The organism is Streptomyces albipurpureus, from assembly GCF_023701525.1.
Taxonomy (GTDB): Bacteria; Actinomycetota; Actinomycetes; order Streptomycetales; family Streptomycetaceae; genus Streptomyces; species Streptomyces albipurpureus.
In genome coordinates this window covers 403,845-427,054 of sequence record NZ_JAMQAW010000007.1, presented here as the reverse complement: position 1 = coordinate 427,054, position 23,210 = coordinate 403,845, and the positions used below count along the sequence as shown (strand labels likewise).

Annotated in this window: 19 protein-coding genes; 12 read left to right on the top strand and 7 right to left on the bottom strand. The window is 67.8% G+C overall.

The window, feature by feature from the left end:
* Window positions 1–12: 12 nt before the first annotated feature.
* Window positions 13–837 carry a glutamate ABC transporter substrate-binding protein gene (locus tag NBG84_RS08970; protein ID WP_250918761.1) on the bottom strand — a complete coding sequence of 275 codons (825 nt, stop codon included), beginning with the start codon at window positions 835–837 and terminating at the stop codon, window positions 13–15.
* 56 nt (window positions 838–893) lie between these two features.
* The gene (locus NBG84_RS08965) at window positions 894–1,643 is read right to left on the bottom strand and encodes an amino acid ABC transporter ATP-binding protein (protein ID WP_425608597.1); all 750 of its coding nucleotides are present in this window, start codon (window positions 1,641–1,643) and stop codon (window positions 894–896) included.
* A gap of 328 nt (window positions 1,644–1,971) precedes the next feature.
* Here NBG84_RS08965 and NBG84_RS08960 point away from each other — a divergent pair, with 328 nt between their 5' ends.
* Both NBG84_RS08960 and NBG84_RS08955 read left to right on the top strand, forming a co-directional pair.
* Window positions 1,972–2,673 carry a response regulator transcription factor gene (locus NBG84_RS08960; RefSeq protein ID WP_250918760.1) on the top strand — a complete coding sequence of 234 codons (702 nt, stop codon included), beginning with the start codon at window positions 1,972–1,974 and terminating at the stop codon, window positions 2,671–2,673.
* A 14-nt stretch (window positions 2,674–2,687) separates the two neighbouring features.
* Entirely contained in the window at window positions 2,688–4,088 is a 1,401-nt protein-coding gene (locus NBG84_RS08955; RefSeq protein ID WP_250918759.1) for a sensor histidine kinase, read from the top strand.
* Here NBG84_RS08955 and NBG84_RS08950 read toward each other — a convergent pair.
* On the bottom strand, window positions 4,085–5,080 hold the full coding sequence (locus NBG84_RS08950) for a TAXI family TRAP transporter solute-binding subunit (RefSeq protein ID WP_250918758.1): 996 nt from the start codon (window positions 5,078–5,080) through the stop codon (window positions 4,085–4,087). The genes NBG84_RS08955 and NBG84_RS08950 overlap by 4 nt on opposite strands.
* A 150-nt stretch (window positions 5,081–5,230) precedes the next feature.
* Between NBG84_RS08950 and NBG84_RS08945 the strand changes: the two genes are divergently transcribed.
* Window positions 5,231–6,241, top strand: coding sequence for a LysR family transcriptional regulator (locus NBG84_RS08945; protein ID WP_250918757.1), 1,011 nt, complete (start codon window positions 5,231–5,233; stop codon window positions 6,239–6,241).
* Window positions 6,242–6,487: 246 nt separating this feature from the next.
* Here NBG84_RS08945 and NBG84_RS08940 read toward each other — a convergent pair whose 3' ends face one another.
* Entirely contained in the window at window positions 6,488–7,222 is a 735-nt protein-coding gene (locus NBG84_RS08940) for an SDR family oxidoreductase (protein WP_250918756.1), read from the bottom strand.
* Between the two features lie 273 nt (window positions 7,223–7,495).
* On the opposite strand from NBG84_RS08940, the gene miaB reads away from it, so the two are divergent.
* The gene (gene miaB, locus NBG84_RS08935) at window positions 7,496–9,016 is read left to right on the top strand and encodes a tRNA (N6-isopentenyl adenosine(37)-C2)-methylthiotransferase MiaB (protein ID WP_250918755.1); all 1,521 of its coding nucleotides are present in this window, start codon (window positions 7,496–7,498) and stop codon (window positions 9,014–9,016) included.
* 125 nt (window positions 9,017–9,141) lie between these two features.
* Window positions 9,142–9,849 carry a class III extradiol dioxygenase subunit B-like domain-containing protein gene (locus tag NBG84_RS08930; RefSeq protein WP_250918754.1) on the top strand — a complete coding sequence of 236 codons (708 nt, stop codon included), beginning with the start codon at window positions 9,142–9,144 and terminating at the stop codon, window positions 9,847–9,849.
* A gap of 212 nt (window positions 9,850–10,061) precedes the next feature.
* Here the strand turns inward: NBG84_RS08930 and NBG84_RS08925 are convergent, their stop codons facing one another.
* Window positions 10,062–10,310, bottom strand: coding sequence for an antitoxin (locus NBG84_RS08925; RefSeq protein ID WP_250918753.1), 249 nt, complete (start codon window positions 10,308–10,310; stop codon window positions 10,062–10,064).
* A gap of 22 nt (window positions 10,311–10,332) precedes the next feature.
* Window positions 10,333–10,623 (bottom strand): hypothetical protein, encoded by a 291-nt coding sequence (locus NBG84_RS08920; RefSeq protein ID WP_250918752.1) that lies wholly within the window; start codon window positions 10,621–10,623, stop codon window positions 10,333–10,335.
* Window positions 10,624–10,807: 184 nt separating this feature from the next.
* Here NBG84_RS08920 and miaA point away from each other — a divergent pair, with 184 nt between their 5' ends.
* From miaA to hflX, 6 genes are all read left to right on the top strand, one after another.
* Entirely contained in the window at window positions 10,808–11,746 is a 939-nt protein-coding gene (miaA, locus tag NBG84_RS08915) for a tRNA (adenosine(37)-N6)-dimethylallyltransferase MiaA (RefSeq protein ID WP_250918751.1), read from the top strand.
* Window positions 11,747–11,852: 106 nt separating this feature from the next.
* Window positions 11,853–12,293 (top strand): hypothetical protein, encoded by a 441-nt coding sequence (locus NBG84_RS08910; RefSeq protein WP_250918750.1) that lies wholly within the window; start codon window positions 11,853–11,855, stop codon window positions 12,291–12,293.
* A 118-nt stretch (window positions 12,294–12,411) separates the two neighbouring features.
* The gene (gene dapF / locus NBG84_RS08905) at window positions 12,412–13,317 is read left to right on the top strand and encodes a diaminopimelate epimerase (RefSeq protein WP_250918749.1); all 906 of its coding nucleotides are present in this window, start codon (window positions 12,412–12,414) and stop codon (window positions 13,315–13,317) included.
* A 143-nt stretch (window positions 13,318–13,460) separates the two neighbouring features.
* A complete protein-coding gene (locus NBG84_RS08900; protein WP_250918748.1) occupies window positions 13,461–15,641 on the top strand; it encodes a RelA/SpoT family protein in 2,181 nt (726 codons plus the stop codon).
* 66 nt (window positions 15,642–15,707) lie between these two features.
* Complete coding sequence (locus NBG84_RS08895) at window positions 15,708–17,210, top strand: M1 family metallopeptidase (protein WP_250918747.1); 1,503 nt, start codon at window positions 15,708–15,710, stop codon at window positions 17,208–17,210.
* 313 nt (window positions 17,211–17,523) lie between these two features.
* Window positions 17,524–19,029 (top strand): GTPase HflX, encoded by a 1,506-nt coding sequence (gene hflX / locus NBG84_RS08890; protein ID WP_250918746.1) that lies wholly within the window; start codon window positions 17,524–17,526, stop codon window positions 19,027–19,029.
* 103 nt (window positions 19,030–19,132) lie between these two features.
* On the opposite strand, the gene NBG84_RS08885 is transcribed toward hflX, so the two are convergent.
* Window positions 19,133–20,308, bottom strand: coding sequence for a trypsin-like serine peptidase (locus tag NBG84_RS08885; protein ID WP_250918745.1), 1,176 nt, complete (start codon window positions 20,306–20,308; stop codon window positions 19,133–19,135).
* A gap of 1,117 nt (window positions 20,309–21,425) precedes the next feature.
* Between NBG84_RS08885 and NBG84_RS08880 the strand changes: the two genes are divergently transcribed.
* On the top strand, window positions 21,426–23,126 hold the full coding sequence (locus tag NBG84_RS08880; RefSeq protein ID WP_425608592.1) for an IucA/IucC family protein: 1,701 nt from the start codon (window positions 21,426–21,428) through the stop codon (window positions 23,124–23,126).
* The last annotated feature ends 84 nt before the right edge of the window (window positions 23,127–23,210 follow it).

Sequence of the window (23,210 nt, the reverse complement as noted above, 5' to 3'; positions counted from 1 at the left end):
GTCAGCGCTGGCTCAGCCCTTCTCGGTGATCTCGGGCGCGGGCTCGTTCTTGTAGTTCGCCGGGCCGAAGTTGGCCTTGACGAACTTCTCCCAGGAGCCGTCCGACTTCATCTTCTCCAGGGCCTTGTTGATGTCTCCCTGAAGCTTGGTGTCGCCCTTCTTCAGACCGATGCCATAGCGCTCATCGCTCAACCTGAGACCCACCAGCTTGAACTTGCCCTGGTGCTGCTTCTGGGCCGCGAAGCCGGCCAGGATGGAGTCATCGGTGGTCAGCGCGTCAACGGCCTTGTTCTCCAGGCCCGTCAGACACTCGGAGTAGCCGCCCTGCTCCTGGAGGTTCGCCTTGGGTGCCAGCTTCTCCTTGACGTTCTGCGCCGAGGTGGAGCCGACCACTGAACAGAGCTTCTTGCTGTTGAGGCTGCTTGGTTCGGTGATGGAGGTGTCGTCCGCGCGGACCAGGAGATCCTGGTGGGCGAGGAAGTACGGACCGGCGAAGGAAACCTTCTGCTTGCGCTCGTCGTTGATCGAGTAGCTGGCGGCGATGAACTTGACATCACCGTTGGCGATCATCGTTTCGCGCTGGGCGCTGGGGGTCTGCTTCCACTCGATGTCCTTGGCGTCGTAGCCCAGTTCCTTGGCGACATAGGTGGCCACATCCACATCGAAACCGACGTACTTGCCATCGGGAGTCTTCAACCCCACCCCGGGCTGATCGAACTTGATACCGATGGCGATCTTGCCGCCGCCCTTGTCGTCGCTGTCACCACCGCACGCGGTGAGAGCGAGGGAGAGAACGAGCCCGGTGGCGATGGCCGCCGATGACTTGCGGAGCTTCATGGTGAACATCCCTTACGTCATGTTTCATCGGTCGTCGGTGATATGTCGCTACGACGTCAGTGGTGCAGGATCTTCGACAGAAAGTCCTTGGCCCGGTCACTGCGCGGATTGTTGAAGAACGCTTCGGGGGCGGCCTCCTCGACGATCTTTCCGTCGGCCATGAAGACCACGCGGTTGGCCGCGGAGCGGGCGAAGCCCATCTCATGGGTGACGACGACCATCGTCATGCCATCCCGTGCCAACTGCTGCATGACTTCGAGGACTTCGTTGATCATCTCGGGGTCAAGCGCCGAGGTCGGCTCGTCGAAGAGGATGACCTTCGGGTCCATCGCCAGCGCCCGTGCGATCGCGACCCGCTGCTGCTGACCGCCGGAGAGCTGCGCGGGGTACTTGTCGGCCTGGGAAGCCACTCCGACCCGGTCCAGCAGGGTGCGGGCCTTCTCCTCGGCTGCCTTCTTGTCCGTCCGCCGAACCTTGATCTGACCCAGCGTCACATTCTCCAGCACGGTCTTGTGCGCGAAGAGGTTGAACGACTGGAAGACCATGCCGACATCGGATCGCAGCCGTGCCAGCTCCCTGCCCTCCTGGGGCAGTGGCTTGCCGTCGATGGAGATCGAACCGGAGTCAATGGTTTCCAGACGGTTGATGGTGCGGCACAACGTGGACTTACCGGACCCGGAAGGTCCGATGACGACCACGACCTCGCCCCTCGCGATGGTCAGGTCGATGTCCTGGAGCACATGCAGCGCGCCGAAGTGCTTGTTGACTTGGCTCAGCACGACCAGGTCACCCGCTGCCGGGACGATGTCCTCGGCCCCCTTGGTGACTGATACTCCGCTCACGGCTCTAGCTCCGTCCTCCTCGGTTGGGAGGACAGTAGTGATGCGGTGCGACCAGCGTCATTACATCTGAGCGGAAATTGAGGATAACGATCTGGCTTCAGGTAGACACTATGGGTGAACGCTGAGAGGGTCGGCGTACCGGGTGGATAACGGAAATCTCTGTGCACGGGAAAGGCCCTTGACTGCTCCACCGGCCATCGGACTTGATGCCGTGGTACGCCGCAGACGGCCTCGGCCCGTGATTCGGCGCCGCGGGACGAAGGACCACCGACCGTAAGACTGAAGGGGGGCCATGAGGCTGTTGCTCGTCGAAGACGACAACCATGTCGCCGCCGCGCTGTCCGCGGTGCTCACCCGGCACGGTTTCGATGTGGTGCACGCCCGCAACGGAGAAGAGGCGCTCCGGGCCGTGCTGCCCGCCACCCACCCCGGTAAGCCGCCCTTCGGTGTGGTCCTGCTGGACCTGGGGCTACCCGACCAGGACGGCTACCAGGTGTGCGGAAAGCTCCGCAAACTCACCTCCACGCCGGTGATCATGGTGACGGCTCGTTCCGATGTGCGTTCTCGCATTCACGGACTCAACCTCGGCGCCGACGACTATGTCGTCAAGCCGTACGACACGGGCGAGCTACTCGCCCGCATCCATGCGGTCGCCAGGCGCCACTCCAGCGCTGATGAGCCCGGAGCCGCTGCTGAGGACGCCCTGCGCCTTGGCCCGGTCACCATCGAGCTGCCCACCCGTCGTGTCAGCGTCGCCGGTACGGAGGTCCAGCTGACCCGCAAGGAGTTCGATTTGCTGGCCCTGCTCGCCCAGCGACCAGGAGTCGTCTTCCGGCGTGAGCAGATCATCAGCGAGGTCTGGCGCACCAGTTGGGAAGGGACCGGCCGCACCCTTGAGGTGCATGTGGCGTCCCTGCGCTCCAAGCTGCGGATGCCCGCGCTGATCGAAACGGTCCGCGGGGTCGGCTACCGGCTCGTCGCACCGACCGCGTGACACCCTGACTCGCTGTGCGCACCCGACTCCTTCCACTCCTCATCGTCCTCATGGCCGGGGTGCTCCTCGCGCTCGGCTTTCCGCTCGCCGTGAGCCTGGCGGCGGCTCAGCAGCAGCGAGTGGTGGTCGACCGGATCGATGACACCGTACGGTTTGCCGCCCTTGCTCAGTTTGTGACCAAGTCCTCCGACACCGATGAGCGACTGACCGAACTCCGGGACCAGCTCAGCCGCTACTACAGCACCTACGACATCGACGTCGGTGTCTTCTACCGCAGCGGGAAGTCGATGGCGCACGCCCCCGAGGGCATGGCCATACCGTTGACCGGGGAGGGGCAGAAGGCGTTCCGTGACGCCCTCTCGGGTCGACGCAGCCAGGACCCGCCACAGGTCTGGCCCTGGCAGGACAACGGCAGACTGCTCGTCGCCTCACCTGTGGTGCTCGACGGCGATGTGGTCGCCGTCGTCTACACCGACTCGCCCACCGGCCAACTCCGCTCCCGTGTCCTGAGGGGCTGGCTACTGATAGCGGCCGGTGAGAGCGCGGCCATGCTGCTGGCGGTCGGCGCCGCCTTCCGCCTCACCGGTTGGGTGCTGCGTCCCGTACGGGTCCTGGACGCGGCCACCCACGACATCGCCACCGGGCGACTCAACTCCCGTGTCGCCGCCGCCAGCGGGCCACCCGAGCTTCGGCGACTCGCACGCTCCTTCAACGAGATGGCCGACAACGTCGAGGAGGTGCTGGAGCAGCAGCGTGCTTTTGTGGCGGACGCCTCCCATCAGCTGCGCAATCCACTGGCCGCGCTCCTCCTACGCATCGAACTGCTCGCACTGGAACTCCCGGACGGCAACGAGGAGATCGCCTCGGTGCGCACCGAGGGCAGACGGCTCACCCAGGTTCTCGACGATCTGCTGGACCTCGCACTGGCCGAACACACCTCCGCGGCTCTCGAACTCATCGATGTCGGTGAACTGGCACAGGAGCGGGTCGCCTCCTGGCGCCCGCTGGCCGACGAGAAGGGGGTACGGCTCGTGGGCCAGCCGTCCCCCGTCACCGCCTGGGCCGATCCCATCGCGCTCTCCAGCGCCCTGGACGCGGTGATCGACAACGCGCTGAAGTTCAGCCCGAGCGGAGCGGAGGTGTCCGTCGCGGTCTCCTCCCAAGGGGATGTATCCATGATCGTGGTCACCGACGGCGGCCCCGGTCTGACCGACGAGGAGCTGTCCCGGATCGGTGACCGCTTCTGGCGCAGCGGTCACCATCAGAACGTCAAGGGTTCGGGGCTAGGGCTCTCCATCTCCCGGGCGCTGCTCTCCGCCGGTGGCGGCAGGATTGCCTACGCCCACCACGAGCCGCAGGGGCTGCGGGTGACGGTCAGCCTCCCGAGTACTCCTCCCGCGCTCTCGACCTCCTAGGGCTTCACCGAGCCGTAGTAGCGGGTCGCGCCCTCGTGGAGGGGGAGCGGATCGGTGTAGATGGCGGTTCGAAGGTCCACCAACTGGGCGGGGTGGACCGTATTGCCGATGCGGTCCCGACTCTTGATCACGGTACGGGTGAAGCCTTCGACCAGTTCCGGATCGATGCGGTCCGTCGTGACCAGAAGGTTGGGGACCGCCATCGTGGAGACCTGGACCCCTGCCTGCGCCGCCAGATAGGCATCCGGTGGCATGACCGCGAGTCGGTAGTAGCTCGTCGCGTCGCTGACCGAGTGCACTCGGTCGACCAGTCCCGCGTGGAGGGGCAGCAGCCTGATCGGGAACTGCTCGGACAGATTCTGAACGGCGCGGGTGGGCAGTCCGCCGGACCAGAAGAAGGCATCCAGTTTGCCCTGTTTCAGTAGGTTCGGGACAGTGTCTATCCCCGCGTGCACCGGTGTGATGTCCTTGGCCGGGTCGATGTCCGAGGCGGCGAGCAAACGGTCGGCGATCAGCCGCACTCCCGACCCGTCGGGGCCGATGCCCACCTTCTTGCCCCGCAGGTCCTCGATCTCGTTGAACTCCGAGAATTTGGGCACCACGAGCTGTACGTAGTCGTCGTACAGCCGGGCGCAGCCGCGGAGGCGCTCAAAGCCGGGCCTACCGTCCCGGATGTACTTGGCGACCGCGTCAGCGGTGGCGATGGTGAAGTCGGCATCCCCCGCCGCGACGCGCTGGAGGTTCTGCTGGGACCCCTCGCTGAGCTGCAGCTCTATGTCCACCTGGGGCAGATCGCGGTCGAGGGCTTCCTTCAGCAGGACGCCGTACCGCTGGTACACGCCGTTCTGTAGGCCGGTGCTGAAGGTGATCGAGCCCTGGGGGCTGGATTCGCCGAGCGGTAGCAGCCACCAGAGCATCAATCCGAGCAGCACCAAAGCCGCCGTCGCGGCCTGGAGGGCGCGAGTGTTGATGCGGGACATGGCCTGGAACATGCTCGCGATCCTGTCAGGTCACCTCCAGCGGTGACCAGGCCGAGGATGAGGTGCAGCGCAAGCGGAGCTTGCTCTTCAGTCACGGCTGTCCCCACCGCGGGGCGCCGCTGCCTATGCGTTCCACGCGTGTGCGCTGGCTAAAGTATGCGAGTGACACATATCAGGAACGCGGACCTGAACCTGCTGGAGGCGCTCGCGGTCCTGCTGGAAGAGCGGCATGTCTCCCGTGCCGCCGCTCGCTTCCACCTCAGCCAGTCCGCGATGAGCCGCACGCTTCAACGGCTTCGCGACACATTCGGCGACGAGCTCCTCGTACGGGCGGGGAGCGGCTACGAGCCAACGCCACGCGGGCGCCAGATCCAGAGCGAACTCGCCGACATCCTGCCGCGTCTGGAGTCTCTCCTCCGCGGCAATCCCTTTGATCCGGCGACCGCCATCGGCAACTTCCGTGTCCAATGCACTGACCATGCGACCGCCGTCCTGGGGCCCAGGATCTTTCGGCAGGTGTGCCAGACGGCTCCCCAGCTGACCCTGAACGTCACGCCCTTCGGCGACCACACCTTCCCCGATGTCGAACAGGGCCGTGCGGATCTGGCGATCTCCGGAGTCACCGCGCCCAAGTCGCTGCACTGGGAGACCCTCTTCGAGGAGGAGTTCGTCTGCCTGATGGCCGCTGACCACCCGCTCGTCCGTGGTGGCGGACCTGCCCTGGCCGTGGAAGCCGGCGCTGCCGGGGTAGGCGCCTCGCTGGCCGACCCGGAAGCGGTCGGGGAACAGCGGGCCGCGGGCGGGCGACTGGCGCTGGCGGACTTCCTGGACTACCGGCATGTGGTCGTTGCGGTCCTCGGCGACGAGCAGACGATGGTGGACCGCCGACTGGCAGAACTGGGCCGTCGGCGTTCCGTCGGACTGCGGGTCCCGTTCTTCTCCGCCGCCGCCACCGCCCTGCCCGGTACGGAGTTGATCGCCACCTTGCCGAGGCAGGCGACGGCTGCCTACGCGCGGGACCCTGCCTACCGCGTCGTCGAGGCGCCCGGGGAGTTGCCACCCTTTCCGTACGGCATCGCCTGGCATCCGCGCATGGACGCGGACCCCGGGCACCGGTGGTTGCGTGACATCGTGCGGAGCGCGGCAGCCGAACTGCCTGGCGTACATCCCTGAGAGCGCTGGGGCGTACATACCCCGCGGGTGACAGATGAGTGCCAAAAGGGCAGTGAGGCGTATGCCCTCTACTGCGTCAGTTGGGACAGGGCTGTGCTTTTGAGGGGATGGCAAGCGCTTGTTCCATGGGTGTCATCGCACTGAAGGGGGCGTATCCATCCCCCACGGGACGGTCCAGTCGTCCGCGGCCCCGCGCTGAGTGCGGTTGCCCCTCGGACATCTCCTCCGTGGGCCGCCCTCCGGCTCCTAGACGATGCCGCCGTTGACCCGCACCACCTGGCCGTTGACCCACCGTCCCGACGGCCCGGCGAGGAAGGCGACAGCCCCCGCGATATCACCGGGGGTGCCCAGACGTTCCAGTGGTGGCTGAGCGGTGAGTGCCGCGATCGTCTGCTCGTCCTTGCCGTCGAGGAAGAGTTCGGTCGCGGTGGGGCCAGGTGCGACGGCGTTCACCGTGATGTCCCGACCGCGCATCTCCTGGGCGAGGATCTGGGTCAGTGTCTCGACCGCGGCCTTGCCGGCCGCGTAGGCGCTGTATCCGGGCCGTCGGAGAGCGATGACCGAGGTGGAGAAGGTAATGATCGCGCCGCCGGTGCGCACCCGCAGGGCGGCGAGCCGTGCGACGACGAAGGCCCCCCGGACATTGGTGCGGTAGAGGGAGTCCAGCTCCGCCAGATCCAGCTCCACCAGCGGTGAGAGCGTCATCCGACCCGCTGCGTGGACCACGACATCCACCCCGCCGTAGACCGAATCGGCGAGATCGAAGACGGCGGCCATCGCCTTCTCGTCGGCGACATCGCCGGCGATGGCGACCGCCTGGCCACCCGCCCGTACGACGTCGGCGACGGCCTCTTCGGCGGCGAGGTGATTGCCCGCATAGCTGACGACCACACGGTGGCCCTCGGCGGCGAGCCGGGCGACGACCTCACGACCGATACCACGCGAACCACCCGTCACGATGGCGACCCGGGGATTGTTCATGCCGTCTCCTCTTCCACTGTTTGCGCGTGCTCGACGACCCGGCCAACAGGGCTCCAGAGCCCCGGCGGCCGTCGTTCCCTTGTCTCCAGTTTTGCCCCTGACCTCGATATGCGGCCAGCGCATATGAAGGGGTATGGGTATGCGTCCCGCGCATAGAGTGACCCCGGGACCACCACCCAGAGCCGCCCTTCGATCCCTCGCCATCGCCGCGGGAGGACCCTGCCGATCGGCTCCCGGGCCAGAACTGTCCGAACCACCGCCTACCCTTGTCGCATGACCAGCAGCAACCGGAGCCAGGCAGTGGACGTTCAACGCAGTTATGAGATCCGCACCTATGGATGTCAGATGAATGTCCATGACTCCGAACGCCTGTCCGGCCTCCTGGAGGGCGCCGGCTACGTCCGGGCCCCCGCAGGCGCCGACGGCGACGCCGATGTCGTCGTCTTCAACACCTGCGCCGTCCGGGAGAACGCGGACAACAAGCTCTACGGCAACCTCGGCCGGCTCGCCCCGATGAAGACCAAGCGCCCGGGAATGCAGATCGCCGTCGGCGGCTGCCTGGCCCAGAAGGACCGGGACACCATCGTCACCAGGGCGCCCTGGGTCGACGTCGTCTTCGGTACGCACAACATCGGCAAGCTGCCGGTCCTGTTGGAGCGCGCCCGCGTCCTGGAAGAAGCACAGGTCGAGATCGCCGAGTCGCTGGAGGCGTTCCCCTCCACGCTGCCCACCCGCCGTGAGTCCGCGTACGCCGCGTGGGTCTCCATCTCGGTCGGCTGCAACAACACCTGCACCTTCTGTATCGTGCCCGCCCTCCGGGGCAAGGAGAAGGACCGCCGCCCCGGGGACATCCTGGCCGAGATCGAGGCGCTCGTCTCCGAAGGCGTCTGCGAGATCACCCTGCTCGGGCAGAACGTCAACGCGTACGGCTCCGACATCGGCGACCGCGAGGCCTTCAGCAAGCTGCTCCGCGCCTGCGGGCGGATCGAGGGACTTGAGCGCGTCCGGTTCACCTCGCCGCACCCCCGCGACTTCACCGACGATGTGATCGCCGCGATGGCCGAGACCCCGAATGTGATGCCGCAGCTCCATATGCCGCTCCAGTCCGGCTCCGACGCGATCCTCAAGGCCATGCGCCGCTCCTACCGGCAGGAGCGTTTCCTCGGGATCATCGGCAAGGTCCGGGCCGCCCTTCCCCACGCGGCCATCTCCACCGACATCATCGTGGGCTTCCCCGGGGAGACCGAGGAGGACTTCGAGCAGACCATGCACACCGTCCGTGAAGCTCGCTTCGCCAACGCCTTCACCTTCCAGTACTCCAAGCGCCCCGGCACCCCCGCCGCCACCATGGACGGTCAGATCCCCAAGAAGGTCGTCCAGGAACGCTATGAGCGGCTGGTGGCCCTCCAGGAGGAAATCTCCTGGGACGAGAACAAGAAGCAGGTCGGCCGGACACTGGACGTCATGGTCGCCGAAGGTGAAGGGCGCAAGGACGGCGCGACCCACCGGCTCTCCGGCCGGGCGCCGGACAACCGGCTGGTCCACTTCACCAAGCCGGACACCGAAGTGCGTCCGGGCGACGTCGTCACCGTCGACATCACCTATGCCGCGCCGCACCACCTGCTGGCCGAAGGCCCGGTGGCGGCCGTACGCCGCACCCGCGCCGGCGACGCCTGGCAGAAGCGCCAGGACGCACCGGTCGCCAAGCCGGCCGGGGTGATGCTGGGGCTGCCGCAGATCGGCGTCCCTGAGCCCCTTCCGGCCGCCGTCGCCCCCGGGTGCAGCCCCGGCTGACGGTCGGCTTCCGGGCCTCGTGGAACGCTGAACGGCGCGCGGTTCGGCTGGCGTGACCCGGGACGCGTTCCGGTGCGGCCCAGGGCCCTGCAACCGGAGCGCAGCCCCGCACTAGGCTTCCGATCATGCTTGTCGCCGCCGCCGTGTGCCCCTGCCCGCCCCTGCTCGTACCCGAAGTCGCGGTGGGAGCCGCCCCTGAACTCGCCGCGGCGCGTACCGCTTGCGCCGATGCCATCGGCGTACTCGCGGCTGCCCGACCCGACCGACTGGTCGTCGTGGGGCCCGCCGGCGAAGGGGAGCGCGGCCCGCATCACGCCGGTGCGATCGGTTCCTTCAGCGGCTTCGGAGCGGCCATCTCCGTGCGCCTGGGCACGGGCGAACCCCAAGCGCGGCCACTCCCCACCTCGCTGACGGTCGGCGCGTGGCTGCTGGACCGCGCCCGCTGGGCGGCCTCACCCGTGGCAGGCCTGGGTGTCGACGAGGCGCTCGACAGCGCACGCTGTCGGGAGACCGGCCGGGAGATCGCTGCGGAAGCTCCCCGGATCGCCCTGCTGGTCATGTCCGACGGCAGTGCCTGCCGCTCCCTCAAGGCGCCGGGATATCTCGACGAGCGGGCCGAGGGCTTCGACGCTCTTGCCGCTCGTGCTCTGGGCTCCGCCGACCTGGCGGCTCTCCGGACGCTGGACGCCTCACTGGCGCATGAGCTCAAGGCGGCGGGGCGTGCGCCCTGGCAGGTGCTCGCAGGAGCCGCCGAGGGCGCGGGGTTGGATGGTCGACTGCTCTATGACGCCGCGCCCTACGGTGTCGGGTACTTCGTCGCGACCTGGTCCTGATCGCCCGACCTGCGATTCCTACCCCGCCGAGCGGGATTCGCCGCCACGGGACCCCGGGCCGACCCGGCCGCAGCAGTCGAGGGCGGGCTCGGCTCTCCGTTTGTGCCCGTCGACTCTCCCGGCGTAGATCCCCCAGCGCGGCGACTGCGGCGGACAGAGCGCGGACGGCCGCGGAGCGTAGTGCTCCGCGGCCGTCGGACAGTCAAACGCTGTCAGGAAGTGGGGGGCTTCGGCGGGGGAGTCCCGCCATCGTCCTTGTGCGCGATGCGGTCCAGGGCCTCTTTGGCCTTTCCGGTCCCGGACTGGATCGTGCCGCTGTACTTGCCCTTGGTCCGGGAGTCGACCGCCTTCGCGGCCTTGTCCAGACCGTGCTCGATCTTGTCCCCGTGCTGCTGAGCCAGGTCAGTGACCTTGTCCTTGGCCGGGGCGAGCTTGGCCTTCAAATTGTCCAAGAGGCCCATGGGGCACCTTTCGTCTGGGGGTTCACTTACGGGCGCCCTCGCCGGCCTCGCTGTCCGCGGCCTCCCCGGCCGACTGCTGTCGGGGAATTTCCACGCCCTCGGTGACCGGGGCCTTTGCTTCCTCCGCCACATCGGCGTCGGGCTCTGTGACCTTCGACTCCTGAGCCGCCGCATCCGTAGACGCCTCGGCACCAGTGCCGCTGTCGGCCTCGGGCTCCTTTGTCAGGCTACCCGCGGCCGACTCATCAACGCCGGAACCCTCGGGGGCACCAACATCCTTGGACTTACGAAGGAACCGTGCAAAAACGCCCATATTGACTCCATAGACTACTCGTGTGAGTGAAGTTCCGCGCCGTCCGGAGCGCCCTGTTGCTTCGACCCCGGGGGCACCGGTCGGGAAACCGGCGTTCGTCACCTCGCAACAGGAAACGAAGCCCCGGCCGTGCCGTCACCTCGCTCGTTCGGGGACACCTCGCGGTGTTTGCGAGACTGGGGCGGTGAGAAGCGCAGCTCCCGTACCGAGGGTCATTGCCGTTGTCGGGCCCACAGCGGCCGGAAAGTCCGATCTGGGGGTCTTTCTGGCCCACCAGCTCGGCGGTGAAGTCGTCAACGTCGACTCCATGCAGCTCTACCGTGGGATGGATATCGGCACCGCCAAGCTGACGCTCAAGGAACGTGACGGCGTACCGCACCACCTGCTGGACATCTGGGACGTCACCGAGACCGCGAACGTCGCCGACTACCAGAGGCTGGCCAGGACCGAGATCGACCGACTGCTGGCGGCGGGGCGCGCTCCGATCCTGGTGGGCGGTTCAGGGCTCTATGTGCGCGGCGCCATCGACACGCTCGAATTCCCGGGCACCGATCCCGCGGTCCGGGCCCGACTGGAGCAGGAGCTGGCCCTGCACGGCCCGGGGCCCCTGCACGCGCGACTCGCCGCCGCCGACCCCGAAGCGGGCCAGGCGATCCTCCCGAGCAACGGCCGTCGTATCGTTCGCGCGCTCGAAGTGATCGAGATCACGGGCAAGCCCTTCACCGCCAATCTCCCCACTCACGACAGCGTCTACGACACCGTCCAAATCGGTGTCGACGTCGCCCGTCCCGAGCTGGATGAGCGCATCACGCGCCGGGTGGACCGGATGTGGGAGGAGGGTTTCGTCGACGAGGTCCGAGCTCTGGAAGCACAGGGGTTGCGTGAGGGGCTCACGGCCTCGCGCGCGCTCGGCTACCAGCAGATCCTCGCCTCGCTCGCCGGCGACTACAGCGAGGAACAGGCACGTGAACAGACCGTTCGTGCCACCAAGCGCTTCGCGCGCCGTCAGGATTCATGGTTCAGGCGCGATCCCCGAGTGCACTGGTTGAGCGGAGCCGTCGAGCACCGTGGGGAACTTCCGCGGCAGGCGCTGGCGTTGATCGAACGAGCGGTCACAGCCTGATCACGTGATGGCATCGGGACGCCCTGCCCGTCATTTCGGCGCCCCGGACCGTGCCATCATCGAGCATCGATCGACTGTGGAGTCCGAGTTGGGAGGGCGCGTGGCGATGGAGGCCAGCCCTCACGACACAGACCAGCAGCAACGGGACGCGGCGGATAACGCGTCCCGGCTCACCCCTGACGGCCCCGAGGACGAGGGCCAGCTCGCCGACGAGGTCGAAGTCGAACTGCGCCCGGCGCGCCGCCTCCGCATCTGGCAGCTCGCCCCCATCGTCGCCCTAGCGGCGGTGGGCTCCTTGATGTTCGCCTTCCCGCTCGCCTTCGGTACGGGCGAAGGCGGTCCGGTCGTCGCCATGCTGGGGCTGCTCATCAGCTGCTGCGCCGCCGGCTGGGGCGTGATGGCCGCCCGCCGGGTGGGCCACACATGGCCCGGGCTGCCGGCCCGCGGCTCCGGAGAGCGCCCCGACTGGCGGGTGCTCGCGCTCTACGTCGGAGTGGGGGCGGCGCTGGTCGCCCTCGCCGTCATGCGCGTCGCCCGGCTGCGCTGAGCGGACCCGGTCCCCAGCCACCGACCGATGGAGATCACCGGCCCCACCGGCGCGTGATCCCCAAACCTTCTTGATCATCTTGGCCGGAACCGCTCCCGGCTCCTCGTACGATGGATGGGTGAGCACCCCACCGCCTGCGCCGATCGCCTTCCTCAAGGGGCACGGCACCGAGAATGACTTCGTCCTCGTCCCCGACCCGGACAATCTCCTTGAGCTGCCCGCCGCCGCTGTCGCCCGGCTCTGCGACCGCCGTGCCGGTATCGGGGCCGACGGACTGCTGCATATCGTCCGGTCCTCGGCGCACCCCGAGGCACGCGCCATGGCCGGCGAGGCCGAGTGGTTCATGGACTACCGGAACGCCGATGGCTCCATCGCCGAGATGTGCGGCAACGGTGTCCGTGTCTTTGCCCGGTACCTCCAGCGGGCCGGCCATATCGGGGTCGGAGATCTCGCGGTCGCCACTCGCGGTGGGGTGAAGAAGGTGCACCTCGTCAAGGGGACTCCGGCAGGGGAAGGCGACATCACCGTCCATATGGGCCGTGCGGTTCTGCCCGAGGAAACGGTCACCGTCACCGTGGGGGAGCGAGCCTGGCCCACCCGCAACGTCAACATGGGCAATCCCCACGCCGTCGCCTTCGTCGAAGACCTGGACCATGCGGGCGATCTGTCGACCGAGCCGCCCTTCACCCCCTCGGCCGTCTACCCGGAGGGCGTGAACATCGAGTTCGTCGTCGACCGGGGCGAGCGCCATCTCGCCCTACGGGTCCATGAGCGCGGTTCCGGTGAGACCCGATCCTGCGGGACGGGCGCCTGCGCGGTGGCCGTCGCCGCCGCGCGGAGGGACGGTGTCGACCCCGCGGTCACCGGAGTCCCCGTCACCTACACCGTGGATCTCCCCGGCGGGCGACTGGTGATGACGGAACACCCGGACGGAGAAGTCGACATGACGGGCCCGGCGGTCATTGTTGCAGAGGGTCATATCGAACCCGCCCTGCTCACACGCTCCGAAACTAACAAGCGATAGAGCTTCGCTCGAATGGGTGATCCGGTTCACGCTGGGCGAGAGCCGGACTGCTCCACGTGGTGGGCTCGGTAGCATCAAGCACCGGCCCGGAGGGCACTCCTGCTCTTCCCACCGCCGGTCGATTGCCGCCCGGAGGTGCCCCCATGAGTGCAGCAGAGGCCGCCAACCCTGGTGCCCACAGCCGCAGGCGCGGCCGTCCCAGGATCGACTTGCGAAGGCTGGGTCGCGCTGCGCTCCTTGGACCCGCCACCCGTGACCGGCTGCCTGATGCCATCGGGCATGTGGCCGACGCCCATCGCGCCCACCATCCGGACGCCGATCTGACGATCCTGCACCGTGCGTACGTCCTCGCAGAATCGTCCCATCGAGGGCAGTTCCGCAAAAGCGGCGAGGCCTACATCACCCACCCGCTCGCTGTCACCCTGATCCTCGCCGAACTGGGCGCGGAGACGACGACCTTGACGGCTTCCCTCCTGCACGACACCGTGGAGGACACCGATGTGACGCTGGACCAGGTGAAGGCGGAGTTCGGCGCCGAAGTCGCCTATCTCGTCGACGGTGTCACCAAGCTGGAGAAGGTCGACTACGGGGCCGCGGCCGAGCCCGAGACCTTCCGCAAGATGCTGGTGGCCACCGGCAACGACGTCCGGGTGATGTCGATCAAGCTCGCCGATCGCCTGCACAACATGCGCACCCTCGGGGTGATGCGCCCCGAGAAGCAGGCGCGGATCGCCAATGTCACCAAGGACTTCCTCATCCCCCTGGCCGAACGGCTCGGCGTGCAGGCTCTCAAGACAGAGCTGGAGGATCTCGTCTTCGCCATCCTCCATCCCGAGGAGTGCGAACGGACCCGCAGCCTGATCGCGGAGAGCGACACCGCTGAGGCGGCGCTCGACGCGATGGCCCAGAGCTTCCGTTCGGTGCTGCGGGAAGCCGGCATCACCAGCGAAGTCGTCATCAGGCCGCGCCACTTCGTCTCCGTCCACCGAGTGAGCCTCAAACGCGGCGAACTCCGTGGCACCGACTTCGGCCGACTCCTGGTGCTGGTCGGCGAGGACGCCGACTGCTACGCCGTACTCGGCGAACTGCACACCTGTTTCACCCCGGTGATCTCCGAGTTCAAGGACTTCATCGCCGCCCCCAAGTTCAACCTGTACCAGTCGCTCCACACCGCCGTCGCCGGCACCGACGGAGCGGTCGCCGAAGTACTCATCCGCACGCACCAGATGCACAAGGTCGCCGAGGCCGGGGTCATCGCCCTGGGCAACCCGTACGCCTCCACCGAGGGCACCGACGGCCCGGACCGCCCCGACGGCACGATGGAGCCGGATGACGAGGAGCGCGCCGATCCCACCCGGCCGGGCTGGCTCTCACGACTCCTGGAGTGGCAGGAGTCCACCCCGGACTCCGATGCCTTCTGGTCGTCCCTCCGTGCCGACCTGGCCCAGGACCGGGAGATCACCGTCTTCCGCGCCGACGGTCAGATGCTGGGGCTGCCCATGGGCGCGAGCTGTGTCGACGCTGCGTACGCGCAGTACGGCGAGCGGGCTCACGCCTGTATCGGAGCCAGGGTCAACGGCCGTCTGGCGACGCTCAGTACCGTACTGAGCGACGGCGACACCGTGCATCTGCTGTTCGCCCACGACACCCAGCCGACCCCCGCCCCGGCGACCGCCGACGGCACCCCGAGCGTCCCCGGCGTCCAGGACGCAGGGTCCGGGCCCTCGCCCCAATGGCTCGACCACGCCCGTACGCCCGCGGCCCGTATCGCCATCACCACCTGGCTCGCGGCACATCCCGAAGGGGCAACGCCCCAGGCCGCGGCCCCCCGTAGACCCACGCCCAGCACCCCCGCGCTCGGCCACGCAGCCGCAGCCAATGCCGTCGTCGACCTTCCCGACACGACCGTACGACTCGCCGGCTGCTGTACGCCCGTACCGCCCGACGCCGTCACGGGCTTCGCCGTACGGGGCGGAGTGGTGACGGTCCACCGTGAGCAGTGCGCGGCCGTCTCTCGGATGAAGTCACTTGAGCGCCGATCTGTCTCGGTGCGCTGGGGCGAGGCCGCTGCCTGCAGGGTCACCCTCGTCGCCGAGTCCTTCGGCCGTCCTAGGCTGCTCGCCGATCTCACCGAGGCCATCGCCACCGAAGGCGCGGCCGTCGTCTCGGCGACCGTCGAACCCCCCAGCCAACAGCGCGTACGCCACACCTACACCCTGCAACTCCCCGACGCCGCCGGTCTACCCGCGCTGATGCGGGCCATGCGAGATGTGCCCGGGGTGTACGACGTCAGCCGCAGCCAGCGTCCGGCACCCACCGGCTGACTCCGTTTGAGTGGCATCAAGCGCGCCGCGCCGACGCTGGGCACGGGGCACTGGTAGCCGTAGTGCATGTTGCCCACTTCCCGACCCACGGCCCCCCGGCGTCGACTGCGCGCCGCGCTGCTGACAGCGGCGGCGGCATGCCTGGTCGCCGCTGTGCTGCCGCCGCCCGAACCGACCCCGCTCGGCATCGGCGACCCGCTCTTTCCGCACCTGGGGAACCCGGGCTATGACGTCGCCGAGTACGACATCGCGTTCACCTACCACGGCGGCAACACCACTCCGCTGGACGCGGTCACCAAGATCGACGCCTGGGCCACGGAACGGCTTGAGCGCGTCAATCTCGACTTCTCCCATGGAACCGTGAGCGCGGTCCAGGTCAATGGACTTCCCGCCGAGTTCGCAACCGCCGGGGAGGACCTCGTCGTCGAGCCCCTGCTTCCGCTGGAGGCGGGATCTCGACTGCGTATCACGGTGGAGCACACCAGCGACCCCCGCGGCGAGGGCAGCGCGGGAGGCTGGGTACGCACCAGCGACGGGCTGGCGATGGCGAACCAGGCAGATGCGGCCCATCGGGTCTTCCCGTCCAATGACCATCCCGCGGACAAGGCGCTCTTCACCTTCCGGATCACCGCCCCCAGTGAGCTGACGGCGGTTGCCAACGGTGTGCGCGAGTCCAAGAAGAAGCACGGCTCGACCACCACCTGGGGGTATCGCACCCGGCATCCCATGGCCACCGAACTGGCCCAGGTCTCGATCGGCACCTCGGCCGTCCCCACCCGTGAGGGGCCCGGCGGACTACCACTGCGGGATGTGGTGCCCGCCAAGGACCGCACCGCACTGGAGCGCTGGCTGAAGAAGACACCGGACCAGCTGAAATGGATGGAAGGGAAGGTCGGCCGCTATCCCTTCGAAACGTACGGAGTGTTGATCGCCGACGCCGAGACCGGCTACGAACTGGAGACACAGACACTCTCGCTCTTCGAGCGCCGTCTCTTCGTGAACGGTCTGTTCCCCGAGTGGTACGTCGATTCGATCATGGTCCATGAGCTGGCGCACCAGTGGTTCGGTGACAGCGTCTCGCCTCGTACCTGGGCCGACCTGTGGCTGAACGAGGGCCATGCCACCTGGTACGAGGCCCTCTACTCCGAAGAGAAGGCCGGCCACCCCCTGGAAGCACGCATGCGGGAGGCCTACCGGCGCTCTGACCAGTGGCGCGCCGAAGGCGGCCCGCCCGCCGCACCCAAGCCCCCATCCCCGGGGCAGAAGATCAGCCTCTTCCGACCGGTGGTGTACGACGGCAGCGCGCTGGTCCTCTACGCCCTGCGGCAGACGATCGGCAACGATGCCTTCGACCGTCTTGAACGGGCTTGGGTGAGTGACTACCGCGATGGGACCGCGACCACACAGGACTTCGCCCGGCTCGCCGGCAGGATCGCGGACCGTGACCTGACGGCCTTCTTCCAGGGGTGGCTCTACGCGGAACGTACGCCCGCGATGCCCGGCCACGCTGACTGGCGGACGAGTGTCCCGGCCAAGGCAGCGGTGCCGGCGAAGCCCCCGGCTCGCTGAGTCGACCGACCGCGGCCGCAACTCGCTGAGTCGACCGACCGCGGCCGCAAGGGGGCCTGCTCCCGCTGAGAGAGGTCCACGGGCACTCTGAGCGACGGCGGAAACCGGATGACGGCCCCCGCCGGACCGTGCGACCATCGACAGGTCGACGGCGCCGGCAGCGGTTCCCACACCTGGGTCAGGCACGGGAATCATCCAGGCCCGTCACACGTTGTCACGGTAGTGAGGTACCCGGTTTATCGGCCCTGCTTTCCCGGTACAAGGGCAGCTGGGACGAAGGCACCTCCGCCCACCCCATCGACGTAAGGACCCAATGACCTCCTCTTCATCCCCTTCCCAGGACGAGCAGAGCTTCGACCAGCAGAGCTTCGCCGAGACGCGCACCGAGGGCCTTCGGGCCGATGCCCTGATGGAAGAGGACGTCGCCTGGAGCCACAAGATCGACGGGGAGCGGGACGGCGATCAGCTCGAACGCTCCGACCGAGCCGCACTACGGCGGGTGGCGGGCCTCTCCACAGAGCTTGAGGACGTCACCGAGGTCGAGTACCGGCAGCTGCGCCTGGAGCGAGTGGTGCTGGTCGGTGTATGGACCTCGGGGACCATGCAGGACGCGGAGAACTCCCTCGCAGAGCTCGCCGCACTGGCGGAGACCGCGGGCGCGGTGGTTCTCGACGGTGTCTTCCAGCGCCGCGACAAGCCCGATTCCGCTACCTACATCGGCTCGGGCAAGGCCCAGGAGCTGAGAGACATCGTGCTGGAGACCGGTGCGGACACGGTGGTCTGCGACGGAGAGCTCAGCCCCGGGCAATTGATCCACCTGGAAGATGTCGTCAAGGTGAAGGTGGTCGACCGTACGGCCCTGATCCTGGACATCTTCGCCCAGCATGCCAAGTCCCGTGAGGGCAAGGCACAAGTCGCCCTGGCACAGATGCAGTACATGCTGCCGAGGCTGCGTGGCTGGGGTCAGTCGCTCTCCCGGCAGATGGGTGGCGGCGGCGGTGGCGGTATGGCGACCCGTGGCCCTGGTGAGACCAAGATCGAGACGGACCGGCGACGGATTCGCGAGAAGATGGCGAAGATGCGCCGGGAAATCGCGGAGATGAAGACCGGCCGGGAGATCAAACGGCAGGAGCGGCGGCGCAACAGGGTGCCGTCGGTCGCGATCGCCGGCTACACCAACGCCGGCAAGTCCTCTCTGCTCAACCGTCTGACCGGTGCCGGAGTCCTGGTGGAGAACTCACTGTTCGCCACGCTCGACCCCACCGTCCGGCGGGCCGAGACGCCCGGCGGCCGGGTCTACACCCTGGCCGACACCGTCGGCTTTGTACGGCATCTTCCGCACCATCTGGTGGAGGCGTTCCGCTCCACCATGGAGGAGGTCGGCAACTCCGATCTCATCCTGCATGTGGTTGATGGATCGCACCCAGCGCCGGAGGAGCAGTTGGCCGCGGTGCGCGAGGTGATCCGCGATGTGGGCGCGGTGAATGTGCGCGAGGTCGTCGTGATCAACAAGGCGGACGCGGCCGACCCGGTGGTCCTCCAGCGACTGCTGCGCATAGAGCGCCACGCGATCGCGGTGTCGGCGCGAACGGGTGAGGGCATCGATGAACTGCTGACCCTCATCGACGCCGAACTGCCCCGACCTCAGGTCGAGATCGAAGCCCTGGTGCCCTACACACAGGGCGGGCTGGTCTCACGGGTCCATGCCGATGGCGAGGTGCTCACCGAGGAGCACACCCCCGAAGGCACGCTGTTGAAGGCCCGTGTTCACGAGGAACTGGCTGCGGCGCTTGCACCGTATGTGCCGGTCCCGCACTGACATCCCCTGGAATCCATACGCATTTCCTAGCAACGGTGGAAGGCCTGCCCCTCGCGAGGGGCAGGCCTTCCACCGTTTGACCGCGGAGGAGTCCAGCGATGGGCTACCGCCCGTCGAACTTCTTGCTCACCGCGTCATAGACGGCCTTGGCCTCGGTGCCCAACCGCGGTCCCGCGAGCCAGCCGGCCGACACCGGGCCGATTGATGTGTTGGACACCAGCACCGGCTTGCCGTCCTTGCCGTTCGCCACCCAACCTCCACCGGACGAGCCGCCCGTCATGGTGCAGCCAATGCGGTACATCGTCGGCTCGTTCGTCTTGACCGAAAGGCGACCCGGCTTGTCCGGGCACTGGAACATCTTCTCGCCGTCGAAGGGCGGTGCTGCGGGGTAGCCGGTCGCGGTCATGGAATCGATCTCCGGCACGGCCGGGGCTTGGAAGTCCACCGGAAGCGCGGAGCCGACCGTCTCCTCCAACGACTTGCCCGTTCCCCCCTTCTCCGGGGTGACGTGGATCACCGCGAAGTCAAAGGGCGCGCCCTGGCCACCGGTCTTGGCCCCCTGGTTGATCCACTGGTCGGAGGTCTGTGCCCAGTCACCCCACCACACTCCATGCGGAGCGACTTCTTCCTTGGGGGTGTTCTCCAAGGCGGCAGACGACTTGGCGCTGTCGTTGTAGGAGGGGACAAAGGCGATGTTGCGGTACCAGCCGCCCTTCTTGCCGGCGTGAACACAGTGGCCCGCGGTCCACACCATGTTGGACTTACCGGGGTGGGCCGGATCCTTCACCACGGTCGCGGAGCAGACCATCGAGCCGTCGGGGCCGTCGAAGAACACCTTTCCGGCCTGGGGGGCGCTCGTCCGGTACGGAGCTGTCACCGCCAGCGCGTTCACGGGGTCCGGCGTGGGGTCGGTGACTCCCTCGTCCCCGGATATGTCCTGGTCGATCGGCTGCTCCGGGGGCTTCTCAGCCTCCCGCATCCTGTCCGGGTCCCACAGGCCTTCGATGATCGGGTTGACGTAGTCCTGGGCCTCGCGGAGCCACTTGTCCTTGTCCCAGTTCTTCCACTCGCCGTTGCGCCACTTGTCGATGTCGATCCCCCGAGCCTTGAGCCGGTCCTTCAGCTCATCGGGGATGGTGATCTTGCCGTCCGTGGACTCACTTGTGGCGGTGGTCGGCTTGTCGCCCGCATTGTCCTCACTGGAACCGCAGGCGGTCGCGGTCAGTGCGAGGACGACGGCAAAGGAGGCCGCAGCCAGCGTCGGACGAATGGGTCGCATGTGGTGATCCCCCTGGGACTTCGGTGCTCTGTGCTTCTGAACCGTGGAAACTGTGTATCTCACATCGTGGAATCGCTACTGCCCCGGCGAACCGCGATCCACTGGCGAACCGGTGGATCGGAGACTGTCCGGAACCGCCGCGAACCTTACAAGGCTGTGCCCTCTCCGGTATCCGGCCACCCCACCATGCCGGTGACTCTGGGGACGGCACGGGGGTCGCCCGCGGTTCCGCGGGGCCAAGGATCTTCCCCGCGGCCCGTGCTTCCGGACCTCCCCCGTCGTTTGTCCCCAGGGGAGGCACAGCACCACTTGGGGCAACGCGAGGCGGGCGGCAGGGGGACCGTACCGTCCCAGAGCACGCGGAGGACCACATCAGGACCGCCGGAGGACCAACACACGTGGCCGTGACCGAACCTGCTGTCCCACCAGCGCCGCGCACAGCGGAGTCGCTTCGGGCAAGCACCCTCGGCCGCAGCGCCCCCGGTTCCCCGATATGCCGTGGCCACGGTCCCGGTGAGCGTCCGCTGCTCCGCCACCTTGAGCGCTGACGGCCCACCCCGCCAGCCCGCTGCTCCAGCCAGCGCCAAGAGACCCAACCACCAGCGGACCTCTGGTCACCTACCGATCTCCACGCCGTGCCCCTCGCCGACAAACAGCGCGATGGGCGTTGCCGGCCGCTTCGCTGACGTCTCGATAGCGCGCCGTCACCCACCTGACGCACATGAGACCCAGCAGATTCTGGCACTCCTGCTGACTCGAACGGACTTCAAGGAAGCCTCCCGTGAACTCTTCCGCTTCAGACACCTCCTGCGCATCCTCTGCCAGCTCCGCCCTTCCCACCCAGGTGAAACCTTCGACGCAGGGCGAGCCCAAGGCCGGGACACCGACGGTTCCACGCCAGCACACCGACGGCCGTGGAGAACAGCGCTCTCCCCAGGTGGCCCCCGCCAACTCGTCAAAGACGCGACAGGCCCCCGCCCCCTCTCCACAGGTTCCGGTCCCCTCTCCACCGACGGCTCTCGCCTCCGCCCCACAGAGCCCCGGGGCCAAGCAACGGGCCACAGGCCCCACTGCAGCGGCGCGTTCCGCCGATCCCCTTGACCACCCGGATCCCCGCATGGCCGCGGATGGAGCCGCCGTGGACAACCTCCTGCGCTGTTGGGTGAGGGAGCACAGCATTGGTCAGCCCGATGGACCAACCCTTCGCGTCCATCTGCCCGCCAGTGGCGCCACACTGCTCGTCCCCGTCCGCTACTGGTCCCCGGCCGGATGGCATCGCTTTGCCTCGCCCACTCTGGAGAGCGTTCCGGATGGCGCCCCGCCCGTCGACGCGGTGACGCTTGCGGCTCTCCTCGCTCGCGAAGTGAATCGCGTCAGCGCGGAACTGGTCGGCCGAGTCGCCGACTCCGTCCGTCGCACGGCCGACTTCATCACCGAACGCCGTGCCCACCCCGAGCCCGCAGCCGGAGCAGACCTCTTTCTCACCGCGGAGCAGTCCTTGGTCCTAGGACATCCGCTGCACCCCACGCCCAAGAGCCGTGAGGGGTTCTCCGAGACCGAAGCGTCCCTCTACTCACCCGAGAGGTACGGCTCCTTCCCCCTGCACTGGCTCGCCGTCGACAGATCCATCCTGGCCAGTGAGTCCGCCTGGACAGAACAGGGCCGCGCCCTTCCCGCCGAGCAACTGATGACTCGGCTCTGTGGCGACCTTCGCTTTCCCGACCAAACGGTTCCCCTTCCCCTGCACCCATGGCAGGCGCGCGAGCTGCGGCACCGCCCCGCTGTCACCTCTCTCCTCGATTCGGGTCTGCTCCATGACCTGGGAGCCCATGGCGAGCCGTGGCACCCGACCTCCTCGGTGCGGACCGTCCACCGCCCGGGTTCCCCGGCGATGCTCAAACTGTCACTCGGTGTCGACATCACCAACTCCCGCCGAGAGAACCTACGCAAAGAACTCCACCGAGGAGTCGAGGTCCATCGACTGCTGCGCACTGGCCTCGCCGGGCAGTGGCAAGCAGCACACCCCGGCTTTGACATCGTGCGCGACCCCGCATGGCTGGCGGTGGATACGGCCGGTACCGATTCCTCCCGAGGCGAGCCCGTACCCGGCCTCGACGTCCTGTTGCGCCACAATCCCTTCGGGCTCCGGGACGATGTGGTCTGTATCGCAGGTCTTGTGGCACCACGTCCCTGGCCCGGCAGCTCAGCGATGCGCTCTCGCCTCACCGATGTGATGGCTCGACTGGTGACCCGTACCGGTCGACCCACCGGTGCTGTCGCCGCCGAGTGGTTCCTGCGCTATCTCCACCATGTCGTACGCCCTGTTCTCTGGTTCGACGGCACCGCGGGCATCGCCCTGGAGGCGCATCAACAGAACACGCTGGTGATCTTGGATGCCGAGGGCTGGCCCATCGGTGGCCGCTACCGCGACAACCAGGGCTACTACTTCCGGGAATCCCGTCGCACGGAGCTGGAGCGCCGTCTTCCTATGATTGGCCAGCTCAGCGACACCTTTGTCCCCGATGAGGTGGTCGACGAGCGGTTCGCCTACTACCTCGGCATCAACAACGTCCTCGGGCTGATCGGAGCGTTCGGGTCACAGCGTCTTGCCGATGAGCGCGTACTGATCGCCGCCTTCCGCCAGTTCCTCCTGTCAACCCGAGAACTCGGATCCCCGCTCCCCGCTCGCCTGCTGGAAGCGCCGACGCTGCGCTCCAAGGCCAATCTGCTGACTCGGTTCCATGGGCTGGACGAACTCGTCGGGCCGGTGGACACCCAGTCCGTCTATGTCACCGTTGCCAACCCCCTCCACCTCTGAGGTCCCCGGTGTTACCTCATTTCGATGTCCCGCTCTGTGCCGCAGTCCGCCAGCGCCGAGACGATCCCCGGACACGACCGGTGA